This is a genomic window from Allobosea sp. TAB14 (genome assembly GCF_052113865.1).
Classification (GTDB): domain Bacteria; phylum Pseudomonadota; class Alphaproteobacteria; order Rhizobiales; family Beijerinckiaceae; genus Allobosea; species Allobosea spartocytisi.
The window spans coordinates 35,781-51,897 of sequence record NZ_JBFRDQ010000036.1 but is presented as its reverse complement, the minus strand read 5'-3'; the positions used below and the strand labels follow the sequence as shown (position 1 = coordinate 51,897).

Genomic DNA, 16,117 nt, shown 5'->3' with positions numbered 1-16,117 from the left:
GCATCCGGCACGGCGCATTCAAGCTTGACGGTCGCGCGAAAGCGCTCGCCCGTCGGCTGGGCGCTGATTTCGTGGCCGAGGGCCCGGCAGCGAACGCGTTTGCTTCCGGCGATGATGAATTTCGCCATCAGCCGTCTGATCTCGGGGGCCGACGGGTCTCCCCGAGCGCTCAAGCTTGCGATTCGCCTGAGTTGCCATGCGGCGGGATCGGCGATCATCCCGAGATCGACGAGATCCCGTCCGCCGGTTTCCGGGCGCAGCGCCGTGTTGAGCTGAACGGCAGCGGCGCGGTCGTAGTTGAGCCAGGCGCGGTAATAGAGCTCCGCCACTTGCTCGGGTGTCCGGTCGGAGGCCTGTGCAGGCAAGGATCCGAGGACGAGAACGGCAAGGGTTGAAAGAATCGAAACCAGACGCGTCTTGGTCATCTCGGAGATCTCGGCGCTCGGATGCGGCGATGCTGGGTTGCGGCCAGAGACATCTCTGCCGATTCTCAAACGGCCGTCTCGGCCGCATCCGGCTTGCGCCTGTACCCCGTTGCCAGCACGTAGAGCTCCGAGGAATCGGCGCGGCTGGCCGCCGGCTTGACGTTGCGCACGAGCGTGAAGTCGCGCTTCAGGCCCGCGAGCAGTTCGGCGCTGTCGCCGCCCTGGAACAGCTTGGCGAGGAAGAAGCCGCCCGGTGCCAGCACGTCATGCGCGAATTCGAGCGCAGCCTCGGCCAGCGCGATGATCTTGAGATGGTCGGTCTTCTTGTGGCCGGTGGTGTTGGCGGCCATGTCCGACATCACGCCGTCGGCCCGCCCGCCGAGCCGTTCGGTCAGCAGGGCCGGGGCCTCCTCGGCCATGAAATCCATCTGGATCAGGTCGACGGCCGGGATCGGGTCGACCGGCAGCAGGTCGATGCCGACGATATGGCCCTTGCCCTGTTCCAGCCCGATGCGCTTGGCCGCGATCTGGCACCAGCCGCCCGGCGCGCAGCCGAGATCGACCAGGCGCTGGCCGGTTTTGAGGAATTTGTAGCGGTCGTCCATCTCCTCGAGCTTGAAGGCCGCGCGCGAGCGATAGCCCAGCTCTCTCGCCCGCTTCACATAGGGGTCGTTGAGCTGGCGCTCGAGCCAGAGCTGCGAGGAATGCTTGAGCTTGCCGGCCTTCTTGACCTTGACGCGCATGTCGCGCGCGCCTGCCGACGCCTTGCCACCGGCGCCGCCTCCCGATTTTCCGCTGCTCATCGCCGTCCAAGCCTATCTGCGCCGCCACCAGGCGCGATCCTCATGCATCATCCGCAGCAGGATGCCTTCGCGCAGGCCGCGATCGGCGATCCGGACCCGCTCGCTCGGAAAGGCGCGGCGGATCGCCTCGAAGATCGCGCAGCCGGCCAGCACGAGATCGGCGCGCTCGCGGCCGATGCAGGCATTCGCTGCCCGTGCGGCATAGTCCATCGCGATCAGCCGGTCGATGACCGCGAGGATATCGTCCTGGCGCATCCACAGCCCGTCGACCTCGCGCCGGTCGTAGCGGAGCAGGCCGAGATGGATGCCGGCGACGGTGGTGACCGTGCCGGAGGTGCCGAGCAGATGGAAGGCGCGCGCCTGACGGGCGGGCGCGGCCCGCTTCACGAAGGGCTCGAGCGCCTGCGCGCAATCATCGACCATGCGCTCGAACAGCTCGCGGCTGACCTCGACGCCGCCATAGCGTTCCGCCACCGTGACGACGCCGATCGGCAGCGAGGCCCATTCGCGGATCCGGGCGGCGGGGTCGCGCGCCTCGCTGCGGTTGCCGAGCCAGACGATCTCAGTGGAGCCGCCGCCGATGTCGAAGACGATGACCCCTTCGGCCGCCGGGTCCGCCAGCGCGGCGCAGCCCGAGACGGCCAGGGAGGCCTCGGTACGCTGGTCGATGATCTCCAGCGCCAATTCGGCCTCGGCCGCGACGCGGCGGACGAAGTCGAGCCCGTTCGTGGCGGCGCGGCAGGCTTCCGTGGTGACGAGCCGGGCGCGGGTGACGCCGCGATTCGCCATCTTGCCCCGGCAGATCTTCAGCGCCTCGACGGCCCGGTCCATGGCGGCATCGCCGAGGCGGCTGCTCGCCGCCAGCCCTTCGCCCAGGCGCACGATCCGCGAGAAGGCGTCGACGACCCGGAAACCGTGCTGGGCCGGGCGGGCGATCAGCAGCCGGCAATTGTTCGTGCCGAGATCGAGGGCCGCATAGGTCGCGGGCGCGGGGAAGAGCCGATGTCCGTTATGGGAACGGGCGGTGGCACCAACGGCGGCGCCGCCGGCCCTGAGCGGATCGGCGTCATGTCGATGTGGCGGCGCCGCGGATGCGACGCCTCCCTGCTGCCGGTCCTCGACCGCCGCCATTCCAATCCCCCGACCTGCCGCACCCGCATGAAGCGATCCGGCAGGGGCCGCGCAAGGCGCAGCCATCTGCTTCGTCAGCAAGCTAACTACAGCGCAAGCCGCGTGCCAAGCAGAACCTTGCCATGGGGACAGGCAAACAGGCCCTCGCGCGGCAGGCCGGGAGCCGAAATCAGGGCCATGCCCTTGCGCGGAAGCCGCGGCTTCGGCAAGTCTCCGCCCGCTGCGCCGCAGAGCGCGGGATGGGTTATCGCATCGGCTTCTTCCGGAAAGGGGATTCCGCTTTTCGGTCCGATGCTCATGGGACAGGGCAGGAAGCAGAGCATGGCCGCCAGACATCTCCTCGCGATCGACCAGGGCACGACCTCCTCGCGGGCGATCCTGTTCGATGCTTCGCTCGCTCCGGTGGCCAGCGCGCAAAGGGAGTTCCCGCAGCATTTTCCAGCCTCCGGCTGGGTCGAGCACGAGCCGGAGGATATCTGGGACACCGTGCTTGAGACGGCGCGCGAGGCTCTCGCCAAGGCCGGGCTCGGTGCGCGGGACATCGCCGGAATCGGCATCACCAACCAGCGCGAGACCACGCTGATCTGGGACCGCCAGACGGGCAGGGCGATCCACCGCGCCATCGTCTGGCAGGACAGGCGCACCGCCGAGGCCTGCGCGCAGCTCGTCGCCGCCGGCCATGAGGAGCTCGTCGCCAGCCGCACCGGCCTGCGCATCGACCCCTATTTCTCCGGCACCAAGATCGCCTGGCTGCTCGATAATGTTCCCGGTGCCCGCCGCCGTGCGGAAGCGGGCGAGCTCGCCTTCGGCACCGTCGATTCCTTCCTGCTCTGGCGGCTGACGGGCGGTGCGGTGCATGCGACCGACGCGACCAATGCGGCGCGCACCATGCTGTTCGATATCGGCCGTGGCGTCTGGGACAAGGACCTGCTCGCGCTGCTCGACATTCCCGAGGCGATCCTGCCGGAGGTCCGTGATTGCGCGGCCTATTTCGGCGACACCGCGCCGGAGCTGTTCGGCGGGCCGATTGCGGTGCGTGGCATCGCCGGCGACCAGCAGGCCGCGACGATCGGGCAGGCCTGCTTCGACCCCGGCATGGTGAAATCGACCTACGGCACGGGCTGCTTCGCGCTGCTCAACACCGGCGACACGCCGGTCCGCTCCAGGAACCGGCTGCTCGGCACCATCGCCTACCAGCTCGGCGGCAAGCGCTCCTACGCGCTGGAGGGCTCGATCTTCATCGCGGGCGCCGCGGTGCAATGGCTGCGCGACGGTCTCGGCATCATCGAGAAGGCGAGCGATACCGGCCCGCTCGCGGAAGCGGCCGACCCGGCGCAGGACGTCTATCTCGTGCCGGCCTTCGTCGGGCTCGGCGCCCCGCATTGGGATGCCAATGCGCGCGGCGCCCTGTTCGGGCTGACGCGCGGCACCGGGCCGCGCGAGTTCGCCCGCGCCACGCTGGAAAGCGTCTGCTACCAGACGCTCGACCTGATCGAGGCCATGCATGCCGACTGGCCCGAAGCCGGGCAGGGCGGCCGCTCGGTCCTGCGCGTCGATGGCGGCATGGTCGCCTCCGACTGGACGATGCAGCGCCTCGCCGACATCCTCGACCTGCCCGTCGACCGCCCGACCGTGCTGGAGACGACGGCGCTGGGCGCGGCCTATCTCGCCGGGCTCGATGCCGGGCTGCTGCCCGAGCCCGACCGCTTCGCCGATCTCTGGCGGCTGGAGCGGCGCTTCCTGCCGGCGATGGCGGCGAGCCAGCGCACGCGCAAGGTCGCGGGCTGGCGCGACGCCGTGCGGCGGACGCTGAGCGACGCATAGAGCCTGCCGATTTCGCACGGCTCCACCTCGGTCATCCCGGGCCTGACCCGGGATCCATGCCGGAGCGCTTCGGATCGACGTTCGGGCATGGATCCCGGATCTCCGCTTCGCTCCGTCCGGGATGACCCGCGTTTCCGTGGAAATGCAGCAAACTTTCGAAGAGCCTTCCGTGGGGCTTCGGAAGGCAAGCGCCGCTGTCACCGTCGCTCGGGACGTGGCGCGTCATCGACGAGACCGGCCTCCATCCGTTCGAGAGCCGCGAGCAGGGGCGCGGCATGCGGGCCGAGCTCGGCCAGAAGAGCAGCCTCGAAGGCGAGTGCGCGCGGCACGATCTCGGCATAGCTGCGCAGGCCCGCTGCCGTGAGCGTGAGGCCCTCTTCCCGACGATCGAGCTCGCTCCGGCTACGCACCAGCCAGCGCCGCTCCTCCAGCGCCCGCACGGCCCGGCTGACCTTGGTCTTGTGCATGGCCGAATGGGCACCGATGGCCTTCGCGGTCATCGTCCCGAATTGCGCGAGCGTCGCCAGCACGCGCCATTCCGGCACGGTCAGATCGTGATGCGGGCCGTAGACCGTGCGGAATTTCAGCAAAACCACCGAAGCGAGCCGGTTGAGGCGATAGGGCAGGAAGCTTTCGAGGGCGAGAGTGGTCATGCCTTGTTAGTTACAAAATGGACAGTTACCAAAGCAACTATCCTGTGGCGCGTCCGCGCCCCCTGGCGCGCCGCGCGTTTCGACCGGCTTGCTGGGGCAGGGCAGTTTGGTGTGCGGCCGGCGCGGGCCGGGCGCGTCCGCGGAAAGGCTCCAGATCATGAACGTTCAGAAACCGGGCGGCGCCAAGACGAATGATGGCAAGACCAACGACGGCAAGCTCCGGAGCGCGATCGCGGCCGGTTACATGTCCGGTTTCGGGAATGGCTTCGAGACCGAGGCGCTGCCGGGCGCGCTGCCGCTCGGGCGCAATTCGCCGCAGAAATGCGCCTATGGCCTCTATGCCGAGCAGCTCTCCGGCTCGCCCTTCACCGCGCCGCGCACCACCAATGAGCGCTCCTGGCTCTACCGCATCCGGCCGACCGTGGCGCATTGGAATACGTTCCGGAAGGTCGATGCCGGGTTCTGGCGCACCGCGCCGGCGCGGGAGGTCGACATGCCGATCGCGCCGCTACGCTGGAGCCCGCTCCCGATTCCCGCAGAGCCGCTCTCCTTCATCGAGGGCATCCGCAGCATGACCACCGCCGGCGATGCCGGCAGCCAGGGCGGCATGGGCGCGCATGTCTACCTGATCACGCGCTCGATGGTGGACGCGTATTTCTACAATGCCGATGGCGAGATGCTGTTCGTGCCGCAGCAGGGCAGCCTCAGGCTCTGGACCGAGTTCGGGATCATCGACATCGAGCCGGGCGAGATCGCGGTGATCCCGCGCGGCGTGAAGATCCGCGTCGAGCTCCGCGACGGCCCGGCCCGCGGCTATATCTGCGAGAACTATGGCGGCGCCTTCACCCTGCCGGAACGCGGGCCGATCGGCGCGAACTGCCTCGCCAATCCCCGCGATTTCCTCACCCCCGTCGCGGCCTATGAGGACCGCGACGCGCCCTCGAAGATGTATGTGAAATGGGGCGGCAACCTCTGGGTTGCCGATATCGCGCATTCGCCGCTCGACGTCGTCGCCTGGCACGGCAATTACGCGCCCTACAAATACGATCTCAGGCGCTTCTCGCCGGTCGGCCCGGTGCTCTACGACCACGCCGACCCCTCGATCTTCACGGTGCTGACCTCGCCTTCAGAAACGCCCGGCACCGCCAATGTCGATTTCGTCGTCTTCTCCGATCGCTGGCTGGTGGCGGAGAACACCTTCCGGCCGCCCTGGTACCACATGAACGTGATGAGCGAGTTCATGGGGCTGGTCTACGGCGTCTACGACGCCAAGACGGGTGGCGGCTTCGTGCCCGGCGGCATCTCGCTGCATAATTCGATGCTGCCGCACGGCCCCGATGTCGACGCTTTCGAGAGGGCCTCCACTGTCGAGCTGAAGCCGCACAAGCTCGAGGGCACGCTCGCCTTCATGTTCGAGACGCGCTTTCCTCAAGCCGTCACGGCCTTCGCCGCGCGGACGGAGGCGCTGCAGAGCGACTATGGCGGCTATGGCCACAAGCTGACGAAGCACTTCGATCCGACCAGGCCCTGATCTCTCGCGGCCAGTTCCTGCTGCTTGCGCGTTCCGGCGGCGAGGGCTCGCGCGATAGGCGGGCGGCGGGCGTGGCGAGGGCGTTGCGCCCGAGCGCGCAGGAGGGGAGCTGAACGACGGCGCCGCGACATTGCGGCGTCATCACATCATGAGAGCTTCCACCGCTCTTGCGCATTTCTGCTCTTGCCAAGGCGAGAAGCATTGATTAGACCGCCGCTCACCAACGCGAACGCACAGGCCGCGCCGTTGGGGGATCGTCTAACGGTAGGACCCCAGACTCTGACTCTGGTTGTCTAGGTTCGAATCCTAGTCCCCCAGCCACTCCTCGGTGGCGCTGCAAAACAAGCTCAATCATCGACAGAGAGTAGAGGTCGCTCCCGTAGCCCAGCGGCGGTGCATTTTGGTGTCCATCCTCTGGGAAGGAAACCGATAGGCGCCTGTCTTGGGATGCTTGAACGGACGCGTCATCGAAAAGACCATTCGGATTACCCGTCGCATCGTACGGGAATCTTCAGGCCTCTGATCTTGCTGATTTCTTTGGCTGATCGACCGCTTAGCGGAAGAATGGTGCCCAGGGGCGGAATCGAACCACCGACACTGCGATTTTCAGTCGCATGCTCTACCAACTGAGCTACCTGGGCGCCCCGGTGGCGCGCGGCGCCTTCCGTGTTGGTCGGGGCGATATAGAGGCTGGCGCCAAGCCTGTCCAGTCACTTCAGCCGGCTTTCTACAACTCGCCTCGTCATGTCCCGCGATAGGCCGCCAAGAGGCGCGTTTAACGGTCTATGGCGCCGCTGCCATCGCTCGATCGCCACCGTCCTGCCGGACGCGGCGATGGTGATCGATGGATGTCGCATCGCATCGGAGGGGTCCGAAGAGGGGATTCCGCTGTCGGGCCGACGCTGGAGAGCTGGGTGCGATCCGGCTGATTCGACCTGATCGGGTCATGCGTGCTCCGGCCTCGCCCGGGCGAGGAGCTGCGCCAGCCGGTCGATGCTTGCCAGGGCCTGCCGCCGGGCCGCTTCCAGTTCGGCGATCGGGGCCTGGCCATAGAGCGACCGCGCGAAGGCGATGATGCTGGTGAGCGTCTGAAACGAGGCCTCGTCGAGCTCCGGCGAGGGCGGCAGGACGCAGCCGAGATTCGCGACATGGTTCTCGGCGCTTGCCTGCAGCGCCTTGGCGTTCAGCACGCCGGCCTTCAGGACGTCGCTTCGCAGCGTTTCGATGTCGTCGAAAGGCCGGAATTCTGCCGATTCAACCATGTTCTTCTCGAGGGCGAGGCGAGGTCTCCGATCTGAGAAAGACTATCTCCGAACAGGATCGAAGGCAGCATGGTCATCGCATCGTGGTTACGCAGGCGTCTACGTGAGGGAGTGCTACATGTCTCAGCGGAAGGCGGCGGTTCTCATTCCTCCGTATCCTGCTCGATCGGTGTATCGGCAGGCCGGAATTGCTGGCCGCTGAGAGAACGCACCAAGGTCCTGACCAAAGCCGCGACGACCACGACCAGAGGCAAGGCCATGACGGCATTGCCATCCAGCGCCATCCAGATCGCCAGGCCGCAGCTGATGGCGATCCCCAGGACGAGCAGCAGCTTCATGCCGCGATGCTGACGCCGACGGGCGCTTTCGGCAAGGGTCGGCTGCTGATGCGGCTGATCTTTCATCGCCGGCTTTCCTGGCCGGCAGCCTGCTGCTCACAAAAACGCGCATTGACGGCAGGAGAGTGGCGGGAAAGGATGCGGACGTGCTCGCCATGGTTGCTCCCGAGTTTCGGGGCGCATCAGGATCGGTTCGGGGGCCGAAGCGCCGTCTTCGGGCGCTGGCGGTCGGGCTGGTTCTCGCTCTTCTGCCCGGCGCCGGCAGAGCCGGTGACCTCCAGCCCTGGTCCAGCCCCGCTCCGCCGGAGCTGGCGCTCACGCGCCTCGATGCGGCAGCGCTCGATCTTGCCGATATGCGCGGCGAGCCCGTCATCGTCCACTTCTTCGCGACCTGGTGCGGCCCCTGCATCGAGGAGATGGCTTCGCTGAACGCGCTGGCGCAGCGTCGCGACCCGGCCGTCGCGATCCTCGCGGTCAATGTCGGCGAGGTTCCGGCGCGGCTGCGCAGCTTCTTCAAGGCGCGTCCTGTCGATTTCCCGGTGCTGCTCGACGAGGACCGTGCGGCGATGAAGCGCTGGCAGGTGCTCGGCCTGCCGACGAGCTTCGTGCTCGACGGGCAACTGCGCCCGGCGTTCAAGACGGAGGAACCGCTCGACTGGACGAGCCCGGCCGTTCTGCGCGCCCTCGCCGCCGTCGCGAAACCGGGTGAAGAGAACCCTTCGGAAGAACGCCCCGAGGAAGAAAGACCCAAGCAAGACCTGTCCAGGACAACCGCTGACAAAAACGAGGGAGGAGCCATCCAATGATCAATCGCCGCGACATGCTCAAGACAGGGGCCGCCGCTGCCGGCGCGGCCCTGCTGATGCCGCATCAGGCTCTCGCGCAGGCTCCGGCCTTCGCGCCGAAGCCCGGCAAATGGCGGGATTTCGAAGTGGTGACGCGGCTCGACCTGGCCGGGCAGGGCAAGGCGCAGGCCTGGATTCCGCTGCCCTCCGTCGATCAGCCGGAATGGATCAGGCCCGGCAAGAGCGACTGGACGACCAACGCGGCATCGGCGGAGATGGTGCGCGATCCGAAATACGGCGCGCAGATGCTGCATGTCGTCTTCAAGGAGGGTGAGGCCGCGCCTTCGGTCGAGCTCCGCAGCCGCTTTTCGTTGCGCGACCGGGCGGAGGATTTTGCGGCGGGCGGCAAGCCCGTCCTCGGCGAGGCCGAGCGCAAGCTCTATCTCGAGGCGACCGAATTGATGCCGACCGATGGCATCGTCCGGGAGACCGCCGAGAAGGCGGCCGCCGGCAAGACCGGCGACGTCGAAAAGGCCCGTGCCATCTATGAGTGGGTGGTGGCCAACACCTTCCGCGATGCCAAGACGCGCGGCTGCGGCACGGGCGATGTCGCCTCGATGCTGCGCACCGGCAATCTCGGCGGCAAATGCGCCGATCTCAATGCCCTCTATGTCGCGCTGGTGCGCTCCGTCGGCATTCCCGCGCGCGACATCTACGGCATCCGCGTCGCGCCCTCGCAATTCGGCTATGCCAGCCTCGGCGCCGGCTCGGCGACGATCACCAAGTCGCAGCATTGCCGCGCGGAGGTCTGGCTCGAAGGCCATGGCTGGGTCGCGACCGACCCCGCGGATGTCCGCAAGGTCGTGCTCGAGGAGCCGCCCGGCAACAACGCCATCGACAACCCCAAGGTGGTCGCGGCGCGCGAGACGCTGTTCGGCGCCTGGGAGGGCAACTGGCTCGGCTACAACATGGCGCATGACCTCGAATTGCCGGGCTCGCGGCACAAGGTCGGCTTCCTGATGTATCCGCAGGCCGAGGTCGCCGGCGCGCTGCTCGACTGCCTCGACCCGGACACGTTCCGATACATGATCAGGTCCGCCGAGATCACGGCCTGATCCAGATGGCCGGGCAGGGAGCCCGGCCGCCGCTTTCCGGAGATGAGACGATGAGCGAGACAATCGAGCGCGAGGCCCCGGCGCGGGCGGCCGCTCCGCGCCTGACCAGCCTCGCCCATGGCGGCGGCTGCGGCTGCAAGCTTGCCCCTTCGGTGCTCCAGCAATTGCTGGCCGAGCACCCGGCGGCGGGGCCGTACAAACAATTGCTGGTGGGAACCGAAACCGGCGACGACGCCGCCGTCTGGCAGATCGACGACGAGACCTGCGTCGTCGCCACGACCGATTTCTTCATGCCGATGGTCGATGATCCCAGCGATTTCGGCCGCATTGCCGCGACCAACGCGATCTCCGACGTCTACGCCATGGGGGGCAAGCCCATCATGGCGCTCGCCATCCTTGGCATGCCGCTCGACAAGCTGCCGGTGGAGATGACCCGCGAGATCCTGAAGGGTGGCGCCTCGATCTGCGCCGAGGCCGGCATTCCCGTCGCCGGCGGCCATTCCATCGACGCGCCCGAGCCGATCTACGGGCTTGCCGTCATCGGCCTGCTCAACCCGAAGACCCTGCGGCGCAACAGCGGCGCGCGGCCGGGCGACGCGCTGATCCTGACCAAGGCGCTCGGCGTCGGCATCTATTCGGCCGCCTTCAAGAAGGGCGAGCTTTCGCCGGCCGCCTATGACGAGATGATCGCCTCGGTGACGCTGCTCAACCGCGTCGGTGCCGAATTGGCGAAGGACGAGGACGTGCACGCCATCACCGACGTCACCGGCTTCGGCATCCTCGGCCATGGGCTGGAAATGGCGCGCGGCTCCGGCGCGACRCTGAAGCTTCGCCTTGCCGACCTGCCGTTCCTGTCGCAGGCGGAAAGGCTGGTGCAGGCAGGCCGGGTGACCGGAGCCTCCCATCGCAACTGGGCGAGCTATGGCGAGGGCGTCGTTCTGCCGGCCGGCCTGCCGGAGTGGCGCCGGCACCTGCTCACCGATCCGCAGACCTCTGGCGGGTTGCTGGTCTCCTGCAAGGCGGAACGGGCAGGAGATGTGCTCGCGCAGACCAAGGCGGCGGGCTGCCCGGCCGCGCGGATCATCGGCGCCGTGGAGGCAGGGCCGGGGCGGGTGGCAGTGGTTTGATGCGCCTCACGCCGCCTCGACCTTGAGGTTACGGCCCCAGACGTCGAAGAAGGCGCCTTCGTTCAGCACCAGCCGGTTCTCCTTGAGCGCGCTTTCCAGGTCCCGCAGCCGGACGCGGGCGGTTTCGTCGGGCACGAGCCCGCCATCCGCGTCGCGGGTGGGGAAGAAGGCGGCGCCGTCCCAGCTCGTGCCCGCGCCGCGCAGCATCAGCACGATGTCGCCCCAGTCGATCTCGTCGCCGACGACATGGACGAAGGTCGAGCGCAGCGGCTCCACCTTCGGTGGGGCGATCCTGACGAGCACGATCAGCGCCGTGAACGGGCCCTTGCGGAAGAGCTTGCCGAGCCAGCGATCGAAATCGGTGCCGAGCCCTCTAGAAGTCGACACGCGGCGTCTCTGGCATGTAGCGCTCGAACAGCGCGTAGAAGTCGCTGCCGATCTCGGCGCGATACCAATCCTCGAAGCCGCGCAGCGCCTCCGCGGCGCTTTCGGTGGTGGAGGCGGCTTCCGTCGACAATTCGGTCCGTAGCGCTTCGAAAAAAGGCGTCAATCGATCGAGGACGAGCTCCTGCCGGGGCCCGATCTCCTCCCAGCCGAGCGCTTGCGCGATGACGAAGCGGGCGCGTGCGACGGCTTTCTCGGGCTCGTCGGCTTCGGCAAGGGCCTTGACGGCGCCGCGCACGAGATTGAGCCGCCGGAAGGCCGTGGCGCGTTCGAGAGCGAGCGCGGCGATCCGTGCCGCCGCCTCCTTGCGATAGGCGTCCTCGGCCTCCCCAGCGGCTTCGGCGGCGTGTTCGAAGCCGGCGATCAGATCGAGGGCGGGGGCTTCGCTGTCGGTCATGCGGCCTCTCGAGCTTTGCCCGGACAATGACTTTCGATACTCAGAAAATATAATAAAAACAAATCATTGCGGCATCGGCTTGAATCAGGAACTCAGTTCGATGCCGTAAAAACTGGCGGAAGAGAATGGGAGTCGAACCCACCAGAGACCGTCTGACGGCCCCTCCCGGATTTGAAGTCCGGACGCCCCACCGGGGACGTTTCTCCTCCATCGGGCACCCCCAGTGGCGGCCCGAACAGGTCGAGCCGCTGCCGGTTGATGCGCCGGAGATCGCCGCGGCGGATGGTGACGCCGTGGCGGTCGAAGAATTCGAGAATCTGGATAGCGACCTTTCGGCCGTTGTCGAGCCTGTCGCGGAATTGCGCGGCGTTGAAGCCGGCCGGATGCTGGGCGGCAAGCGCGCTCGCGATGCCGACCATCTCGACCAGCGTGTCGCGCTGGAAGAAGTGATCGAGCGCGATTTCGTGCACGTCGCCGCGCCGTCCGATCAGCCGGAACAGCCGACGGATTTCCTCCTCGCGCCGGCCGAGCATCTGGCCGATGTCGCGCACGCGCGGCGGGCGGAAGCGCTCATCGCCGCCGACCAGCGGTGCGATGCGGGTCCACAGGGTCTCGTCCTCCGGCGAGAGCCGGACTTCATGACCGGGCCGCCTGATCCAGGAGCCGGAGGCGGCGACCACGCCGTCCTCCGTGAGCCGCGCCAGCGCCTGGCGGAACAAGGGCGCCGGCTGGCGCGGCGCCACAGCGAGCCGCAAACGCTCCAGCCCCATGCCGGGCAGGTCGGGATGCTCAGCGTGATAGGCAACGAGCGTGTCGGCCACGGCTTTAGCCAGCGCCTGCCAATGCTCGGGCAGCATCGCAAGCGCGCCGATCCTGACGAGGTGGAGCCGTGCGGTCAGTTGCTCCGCGGCGTCAGCACCCAGCGCGCGGTCGCGGACGAAGCTGTCGATCTCGACATGGTAGGGCGCGACCCCCAGCAGGGCACGCAAAGCCTCATCCGGATCGGCGAGGCCGAGGGCGGCAAGCTGCGCCAGCCGCTCCGGGCTGCGGCGCCTGCGCTCCGGAGCGCGCAAATCGAGGAAGCGACCGCCGCCGATGCTGCGCGAGGCCGAGATGTCGCGCAGCACGAAGCGGTCGAGCGCCGCCGCGGCGAGCGGGCTGTCGAGAACGAGCTGGACCGGGGCGGTCGCGCCCGGCGCGATCTCCTCGCCCAGCAGCACGATGCGGGCGCCGACTTCCGCCGCGGCGTGATGGAGCCGCACCGGCTGCCACATGGCGAGGGGCTTGGTTTCAGAGGCGAGCAGCGTGATCTCGGCGTCGATCCGGCTTGCCGGTGCGTGCAGGGTCGGCACCAGAACCATGTCGCCATGCCGGATCGCCTCCTTCGCGATGCCCGGTCCGGCAAGGTTGAGCGCGCAGCGGTCACCGGCATGGCCGGTCTCGGCCGGACGGTTCTGGGCATGGATCGAGCGGATGCGTGCCGGCAGGCCGGCCGGCGAGACGACGACGCTGTCGCCGACGCGGACGGAGCCCGACAGCACCGTGCCCGTCACCACCGTGCCCGTGCCCTGCAAGGTGAAGCAGCGATCGACAGCGAGGCGGAAGGCGCCGTCACCCCGCCTGCCTTGCGCCTGACGCGCCTTGGCCGCGAGCAATTCGCTCAATTCCGGGAGCCCGTCGCCGGTCACGGTCGAGACCGGCAGCGTCGGTGCGTCGGCGAAGGGCGTGCCCGCGAGCAGGTTGGCGACCTCGTTGCGCACGGTGGCGATCCGCTCCGCACCGACGAGATCGGTCTTGGTGAGCGCGACCACGGCRTCGCGGATGCCGAGCAGGCGGGCGATGGCGACATGCTCGCGCGTCTGCGGCATGACGCCGTCATCGGCCGCGACGACGAGCAGGATGAGGTCGATGCCGGAAGCGCCGGCCAGCATCGTATGGACCAGCTTCTCATGGCCGGGAACGTCGATGAAGCCGATCACGGAGCCGTCGGCCTGCGGCCAATAGGCGAAGCCGAGCGCGATCGAGATRCCGCGCGCCTTCTCCTCCTTCAGCCGGTCGGTATCGACGCCGGTGAGGCGCTTCACCAGCGAGGTCTTGCCATGGTCGATATGTCCGGCCGTGCCGATGATCATGGCGCGGCCTCAAGCGGGGAGGCGGCGCGCGCGGCCTTGATGAAGGGCGCGGCGAGGCGGCTGCCCTTGGCTTCGGCCGAGAGCAGCAGGGAAAGCGCGCGCTCGGAATCCTGAGCCACGCCCTGGCCGAGCAGGGTCGCTGCGCCGAGCATGGCTTCGGAATCGGGATCGCCGGCCGCCATGCCGCGCCGCCACCATTCGGCCGCCGCAGCCGGATCGCGCTCCACGCCAAGAGCGTCATGGAACATCATSCCGAGCCGGGTCATGCTGGYMGMGATSCCGGCCYCGGCSGCGGCTTYCGCCCAGCGCAAGGCTTCCGCCCGTGCCTCGGGCAGGCCGCTTTCGAGCAGCATCCAGGACAGCATGTCCTGTGCCGGGGCATCGCCCTGTTCTGCCGCCAGCCGGTAGAGCCGCATCGCTTCTTCGTCGCTCTGCGCGACGCCGTCGCCCCTGAAATGGAGCGCTGCGAGATTGCGCTGCCCGACCGGATCACCGCCATCCGCCGCAAGCGTCAACCAACGCAGCGCCAGCGCCAGATCGCGCTCCACCCCAAGCCCTTCGGCGAAACAGGCGCCGATATTGTTCTGGGCCCGCGCGATGCCGGCATGGGCGAGCGGCCCCCAGAGCGCCAGCGCGGCACGATGGTCGCCGCGCTCGACGGCATCAGTGGCGTGCGCCATGGCGGCAGCCACATCCTCCGCGCCGGAGTTGTCCTTGCGGCGCAGCCGGTCAAGCCAGCCCATCGCCGCCTCCGGGCGTCAACGCCGCGAGCTGTGCGGCGAAGAGCGCTTCGTCTTCGAGGCAACGCAGATCGAGGACGAGCGCGCCTTGTGCGATGCGCCCGATCACCGGCACCGGCACGGCCCGGAAGGCGGCGGCCAAGGCCTCGACGGCGCCGCCGCTGGCCTTGCCGGCCGGCGCGATCGCCAGCCCCGCGCTCGGCAGCGTCTCCAGCGGCAACGCGCCGGAGCCGATCTGGCTGGCGCAGTCGATCGTCTCGACCTCCCAGCCGGCACCGAGCGCGGCCGCTACCTGTGGCCGCAGCCGCTCGGCCAGCGCGCGCAGCTCCGCGGCCTTGCGCGTGAACAGGCGCAGCGTCGGCAGGCGCTCGGCCAGCCGGCCGGGATCGCGATAGAGCCGGAGCGTCGCCTCCAGCGCCGCGAGGCGCAGCTTGTCGAGCCGGAGCGCGCGCTTCAGCGGATTCCTGGCGAGCCTGGCGATCAGATCCTTCCGCCCGGCGACGATGCCGGCCTGCGGCCCGCCGAGCAGCTTATCGCCGGAGAAGGTGACGAGATCGGCGCCGCCCTTCAGCGCGTCCTGCACGGTCTTTTCGTGCCGCAGCCCCCAGCGGGCGAGATCTATCAGCGTGCCCGAGCCGAGATCGTCGACGAAAGGCAGGTCGTGGGTGCGGGCGAGCTTCGCCAGCTCCGCCGGCTCGACCTCCGCCGTGAAGCCCTGCACGACATAGTTCGAGGTGTGGACCTTCAGCAGCAATCCGGTCTCAGGGCCGATGGCCTCGGCATRGTCCTTGAGATGCGTGCGATTGGTGGTGCCGACCTCGCGCAGGATCGCGCCGGCGCGGCCCATGATATCCGGCATGCGGAAGGCGCCGCCGATCTCGATCAGTTCGCCGCGCGAGACGATGGCCTCGCGATCCCGGGCGAGGGTGTTGAGCACGAGCAGAACCGCCGAGGCATTGTTGTTGACCAGCACCGCATCCTCGGCGCCGGTCAATTCCCGGATCAGGCCGCGCACATGCGCGTCACGCTCGCCGCGCTGCCCGGCCTCGATCTCATATTCGAGATTGGTCGGTGCGCGCATCGCGGTGACGACGGCTTGAACCGCCTCCTCGGCCAGCAGGGCGCGGCCGAGATTGGTGTGCAGCACCGTGCCGGTGAGGTTGATCACCGGGCGCTGCGACGGCCGCCCGCGCTCCTCCAGCACATCGAGCGCCATGCGCGCGATGGCATCGGCCGAGGCGGAGTGAGAGGTCTCGCTCTGCCGCATCCGCTCCAGCACCTGCCGCACGGCCTGCGTCGTCTCGCTGCGGCCATGGCGGGCGATGGCGAGGGCGCCTTCGCCGCTGCGCAGGATCTCGTCGACCGAAGGGGGGCGGAAGCGTTCGGGTCTGTTCATCAGGCTCCCTCCGG

General features: G+C 68.5%; 15 protein-coding genes, 3 tRNA genes and 2 pseudogenes. 6 read left to right on the top strand and 14 right to left on the bottom strand.

Features of this window, described 5'->3' with window-relative positions:
* From AB4Y99_RS07800 to AB4Y99_RS07785, 4 genes and pseudogenes are all read right to left on the bottom strand, one after another.
* A pseudogene (locus AB4Y99_RS07800) lies at positions 1–425 on the bottom strand (hypothetical protein); the annotation flags it as partial.
* A gap of 65 nt (positions 426–490) precedes the next feature.
* Complete coding sequence (locus AB4Y99_RS07795; protein ID WP_441522922.1) at positions 491–1,228, bottom strand: RlmE family RNA methyltransferase; 738 nt, start codon at positions 1,226–1,228, stop codon at positions 491–493.
* A 12-nt stretch (positions 1,229–1,240) separates the two neighbouring features.
* Positions 1,241–2,359, bottom strand: coding sequence for a Ppx/GppA phosphatase family protein (locus tag AB4Y99_RS07790; RefSeq protein ID WP_248312437.1), 1,119 nt, complete (start codon positions 2,357–2,359; stop codon positions 1,241–1,243).
* A gap of 86 nt (positions 2,360–2,445) precedes the next feature.
* Positions 2,446–2,682, bottom strand: a complete 237-nt coding sequence (locus AB4Y99_RS07785) for a hypothetical protein (protein WP_441522921.1) — start codon at positions 2,680–2,682, stop codon at positions 2,446–2,448.
* On the opposite strand from AB4Y99_RS07785, the gene glpK reads away from it, so the two are divergent.
* A complete protein-coding gene (gene glpK, locus AB4Y99_RS07780; protein ID WP_133561407.1) occupies positions 2,681–4,183 on the top strand; it encodes a glycerol kinase GlpK in 1,503 nt (500 codons plus the stop codon). The two genes, AB4Y99_RS07785 and glpK, sit on opposite strands and share 2 nt — an antisense overlap.
* Before the next feature lie 197 nt (positions 4,184–4,380).
* On the opposite strand, the gene AB4Y99_RS07775 is transcribed toward glpK, so the two are convergent.
* A complete protein-coding gene (locus tag AB4Y99_RS07775; RefSeq protein ID WP_441522920.1) occupies positions 4,381–4,836 on the bottom strand; it encodes a MarR family winged helix-turn-helix transcriptional regulator in 456 nt (151 codons plus the stop codon).
* A 157-nt stretch (positions 4,837–4,993) separates the two neighbouring features.
* Between AB4Y99_RS07775 and hmgA the strand changes: the two genes are divergently transcribed.
* Together hmgA and AB4Y99_RS07765 are read left to right on the top strand one after the other, a co-directional pair.
* A complete protein-coding gene (hmgA, locus tag AB4Y99_RS07770) occupies positions 4,994–6,367 on the top strand; it encodes a homogentisate 1,2-dioxygenase (RefSeq protein ID WP_441522919.1) in 1,374 nt (457 codons plus the stop codon).
* 247 nt (positions 6,368–6,614) lie between these two features.
* Positions 6,615–6,688 (top strand) — tRNA-Gln (locus AB4Y99_RS07765).
* A gap of 244 nt (positions 6,689–6,932) precedes the next feature.
* Here AB4Y99_RS07765 and AB4Y99_RS07760 read toward each other — a convergent pair.
* The 3 genes from AB4Y99_RS07760 to AB4Y99_RS07750 form a co-directional block, all read right to left on the bottom strand.
* Positions 6,933–7,008: transfer RNA gene (locus AB4Y99_RS07760), tRNA-Phe, on the bottom strand.
* Between the two features lie 303 nt (positions 7,009–7,311).
* Entirely contained in the window at positions 7,312–7,629 is a 318-nt protein-coding gene (locus AB4Y99_RS07755; protein WP_162719947.1) for a hypothetical protein, read from the bottom strand.
* A 143-nt stretch (positions 7,630–7,772) separates the two neighbouring features.
* The gene (locus AB4Y99_RS07750; protein ID WP_162738026.1) at positions 7,773–7,967 is read right to left on the bottom strand and encodes a hypothetical protein; all 195 of its coding nucleotides are present in this window, start codon (positions 7,965–7,967) and stop codon (positions 7,773–7,775) included.
* 155 nt (positions 7,968–8,122) lie between these two features.
* Here AB4Y99_RS07750 and AB4Y99_RS07745 point away from each other — a divergent pair, with 155 nt between their 5' ends.
* The 3 genes from AB4Y99_RS07745 to selD are packed head-to-tail and all read left to right on the top strand — an operon-like array spanning position 8,123 to position 10,994.
* On the top strand, positions 8,123–8,773 hold the full coding sequence (locus AB4Y99_RS07745) for a TlpA disulfide reductase family protein (protein WP_441522925.1): 651 nt from the start codon (positions 8,123–8,125) through the stop codon (positions 8,771–8,773).
* Complete coding sequence (locus AB4Y99_RS07740; protein ID WP_441522918.1) at positions 8,770–9,867, top strand: transglutaminase-like domain-containing protein; 1,098 nt, start codon at positions 8,770–8,772, stop codon at positions 9,865–9,867. The genes AB4Y99_RS07745 and AB4Y99_RS07740 overlap by 4 nt, the downstream gene beginning before the upstream one ends.
* Positions 9,868–9,917: 50 nt before the next feature.
* Positions 9,918–10,994: a selenide, water dikinase SelD gene (selD, locus tag AB4Y99_RS07735; RefSeq protein WP_441522917.1), complete on the top strand. Its 1,077-nt coding sequence runs from the start codon at positions 9,918–9,920 to the stop codon at positions 10,992–10,994.
* Positions 10,995–11,000: 6 nt separating this feature from the next.
* On the opposite strand, the gene AB4Y99_RS07730 is transcribed toward selD, so the two are convergent.
* The 6 genes and pseudogenes from AB4Y99_RS07730 to selA all read right to left on the bottom strand — a co-directional run bounded on the left by AB4Y99_RS07730 (position 11,001) and on the right by selA (position 16,103).
* A complete protein-coding gene (locus AB4Y99_RS07730) occupies positions 11,001–11,381 on the bottom strand; it encodes a hypothetical protein (RefSeq protein ID WP_441522916.1) in 381 nt (126 codons plus the stop codon).
* Positions 11,368–11,835 carry a hypothetical protein gene (locus tag AB4Y99_RS07725; RefSeq protein WP_441522915.1) on the bottom strand — a complete coding sequence of 156 codons (468 nt, stop codon included), beginning with the start codon at positions 11,833–11,835 and terminating at the stop codon, positions 11,368–11,370. The genes AB4Y99_RS07730 and AB4Y99_RS07725 overlap by 14 nt, the downstream gene beginning before the upstream one ends.
* A gap of 113 nt (positions 11,836–11,948) precedes the next feature.
* Positions 11,949–12,044: transfer RNA gene (locus AB4Y99_RS07720), tRNA-Sec, on the bottom strand.
* Between the two features lie 108 nt (positions 12,045–12,152).
* Positions 12,153–13,967: pseudogene (selB, locus tag AB4Y99_RS07715) on the bottom strand (selenocysteine-specific translation elongation factor); the annotation flags it as partial.
* Positions 13,964–14,710: a tetratricopeptide repeat protein gene (locus AB4Y99_RS07710; protein ID WP_441522914.1), complete on the bottom strand. Its 747-nt coding sequence runs from the start codon at positions 14,708–14,710 to the stop codon at positions 13,964–13,966. The gene AB4Y99_RS07710 and the pseudogene selB, both read right to left, overlap by 4 nt.
* Positions 14,697–16,103: an L-seryl-tRNA(Sec) selenium transferase gene (selA, locus tag AB4Y99_RS07705; RefSeq protein ID WP_441522913.1), complete on the bottom strand. Its 1,407-nt coding sequence runs from the start codon at positions 16,101–16,103 to the stop codon at positions 14,697–14,699. The genes AB4Y99_RS07710 and selA overlap by 14 nt, the downstream gene beginning before the upstream one ends.
* Positions 16,104–16,117: the final 14 nt, after the last annotated feature.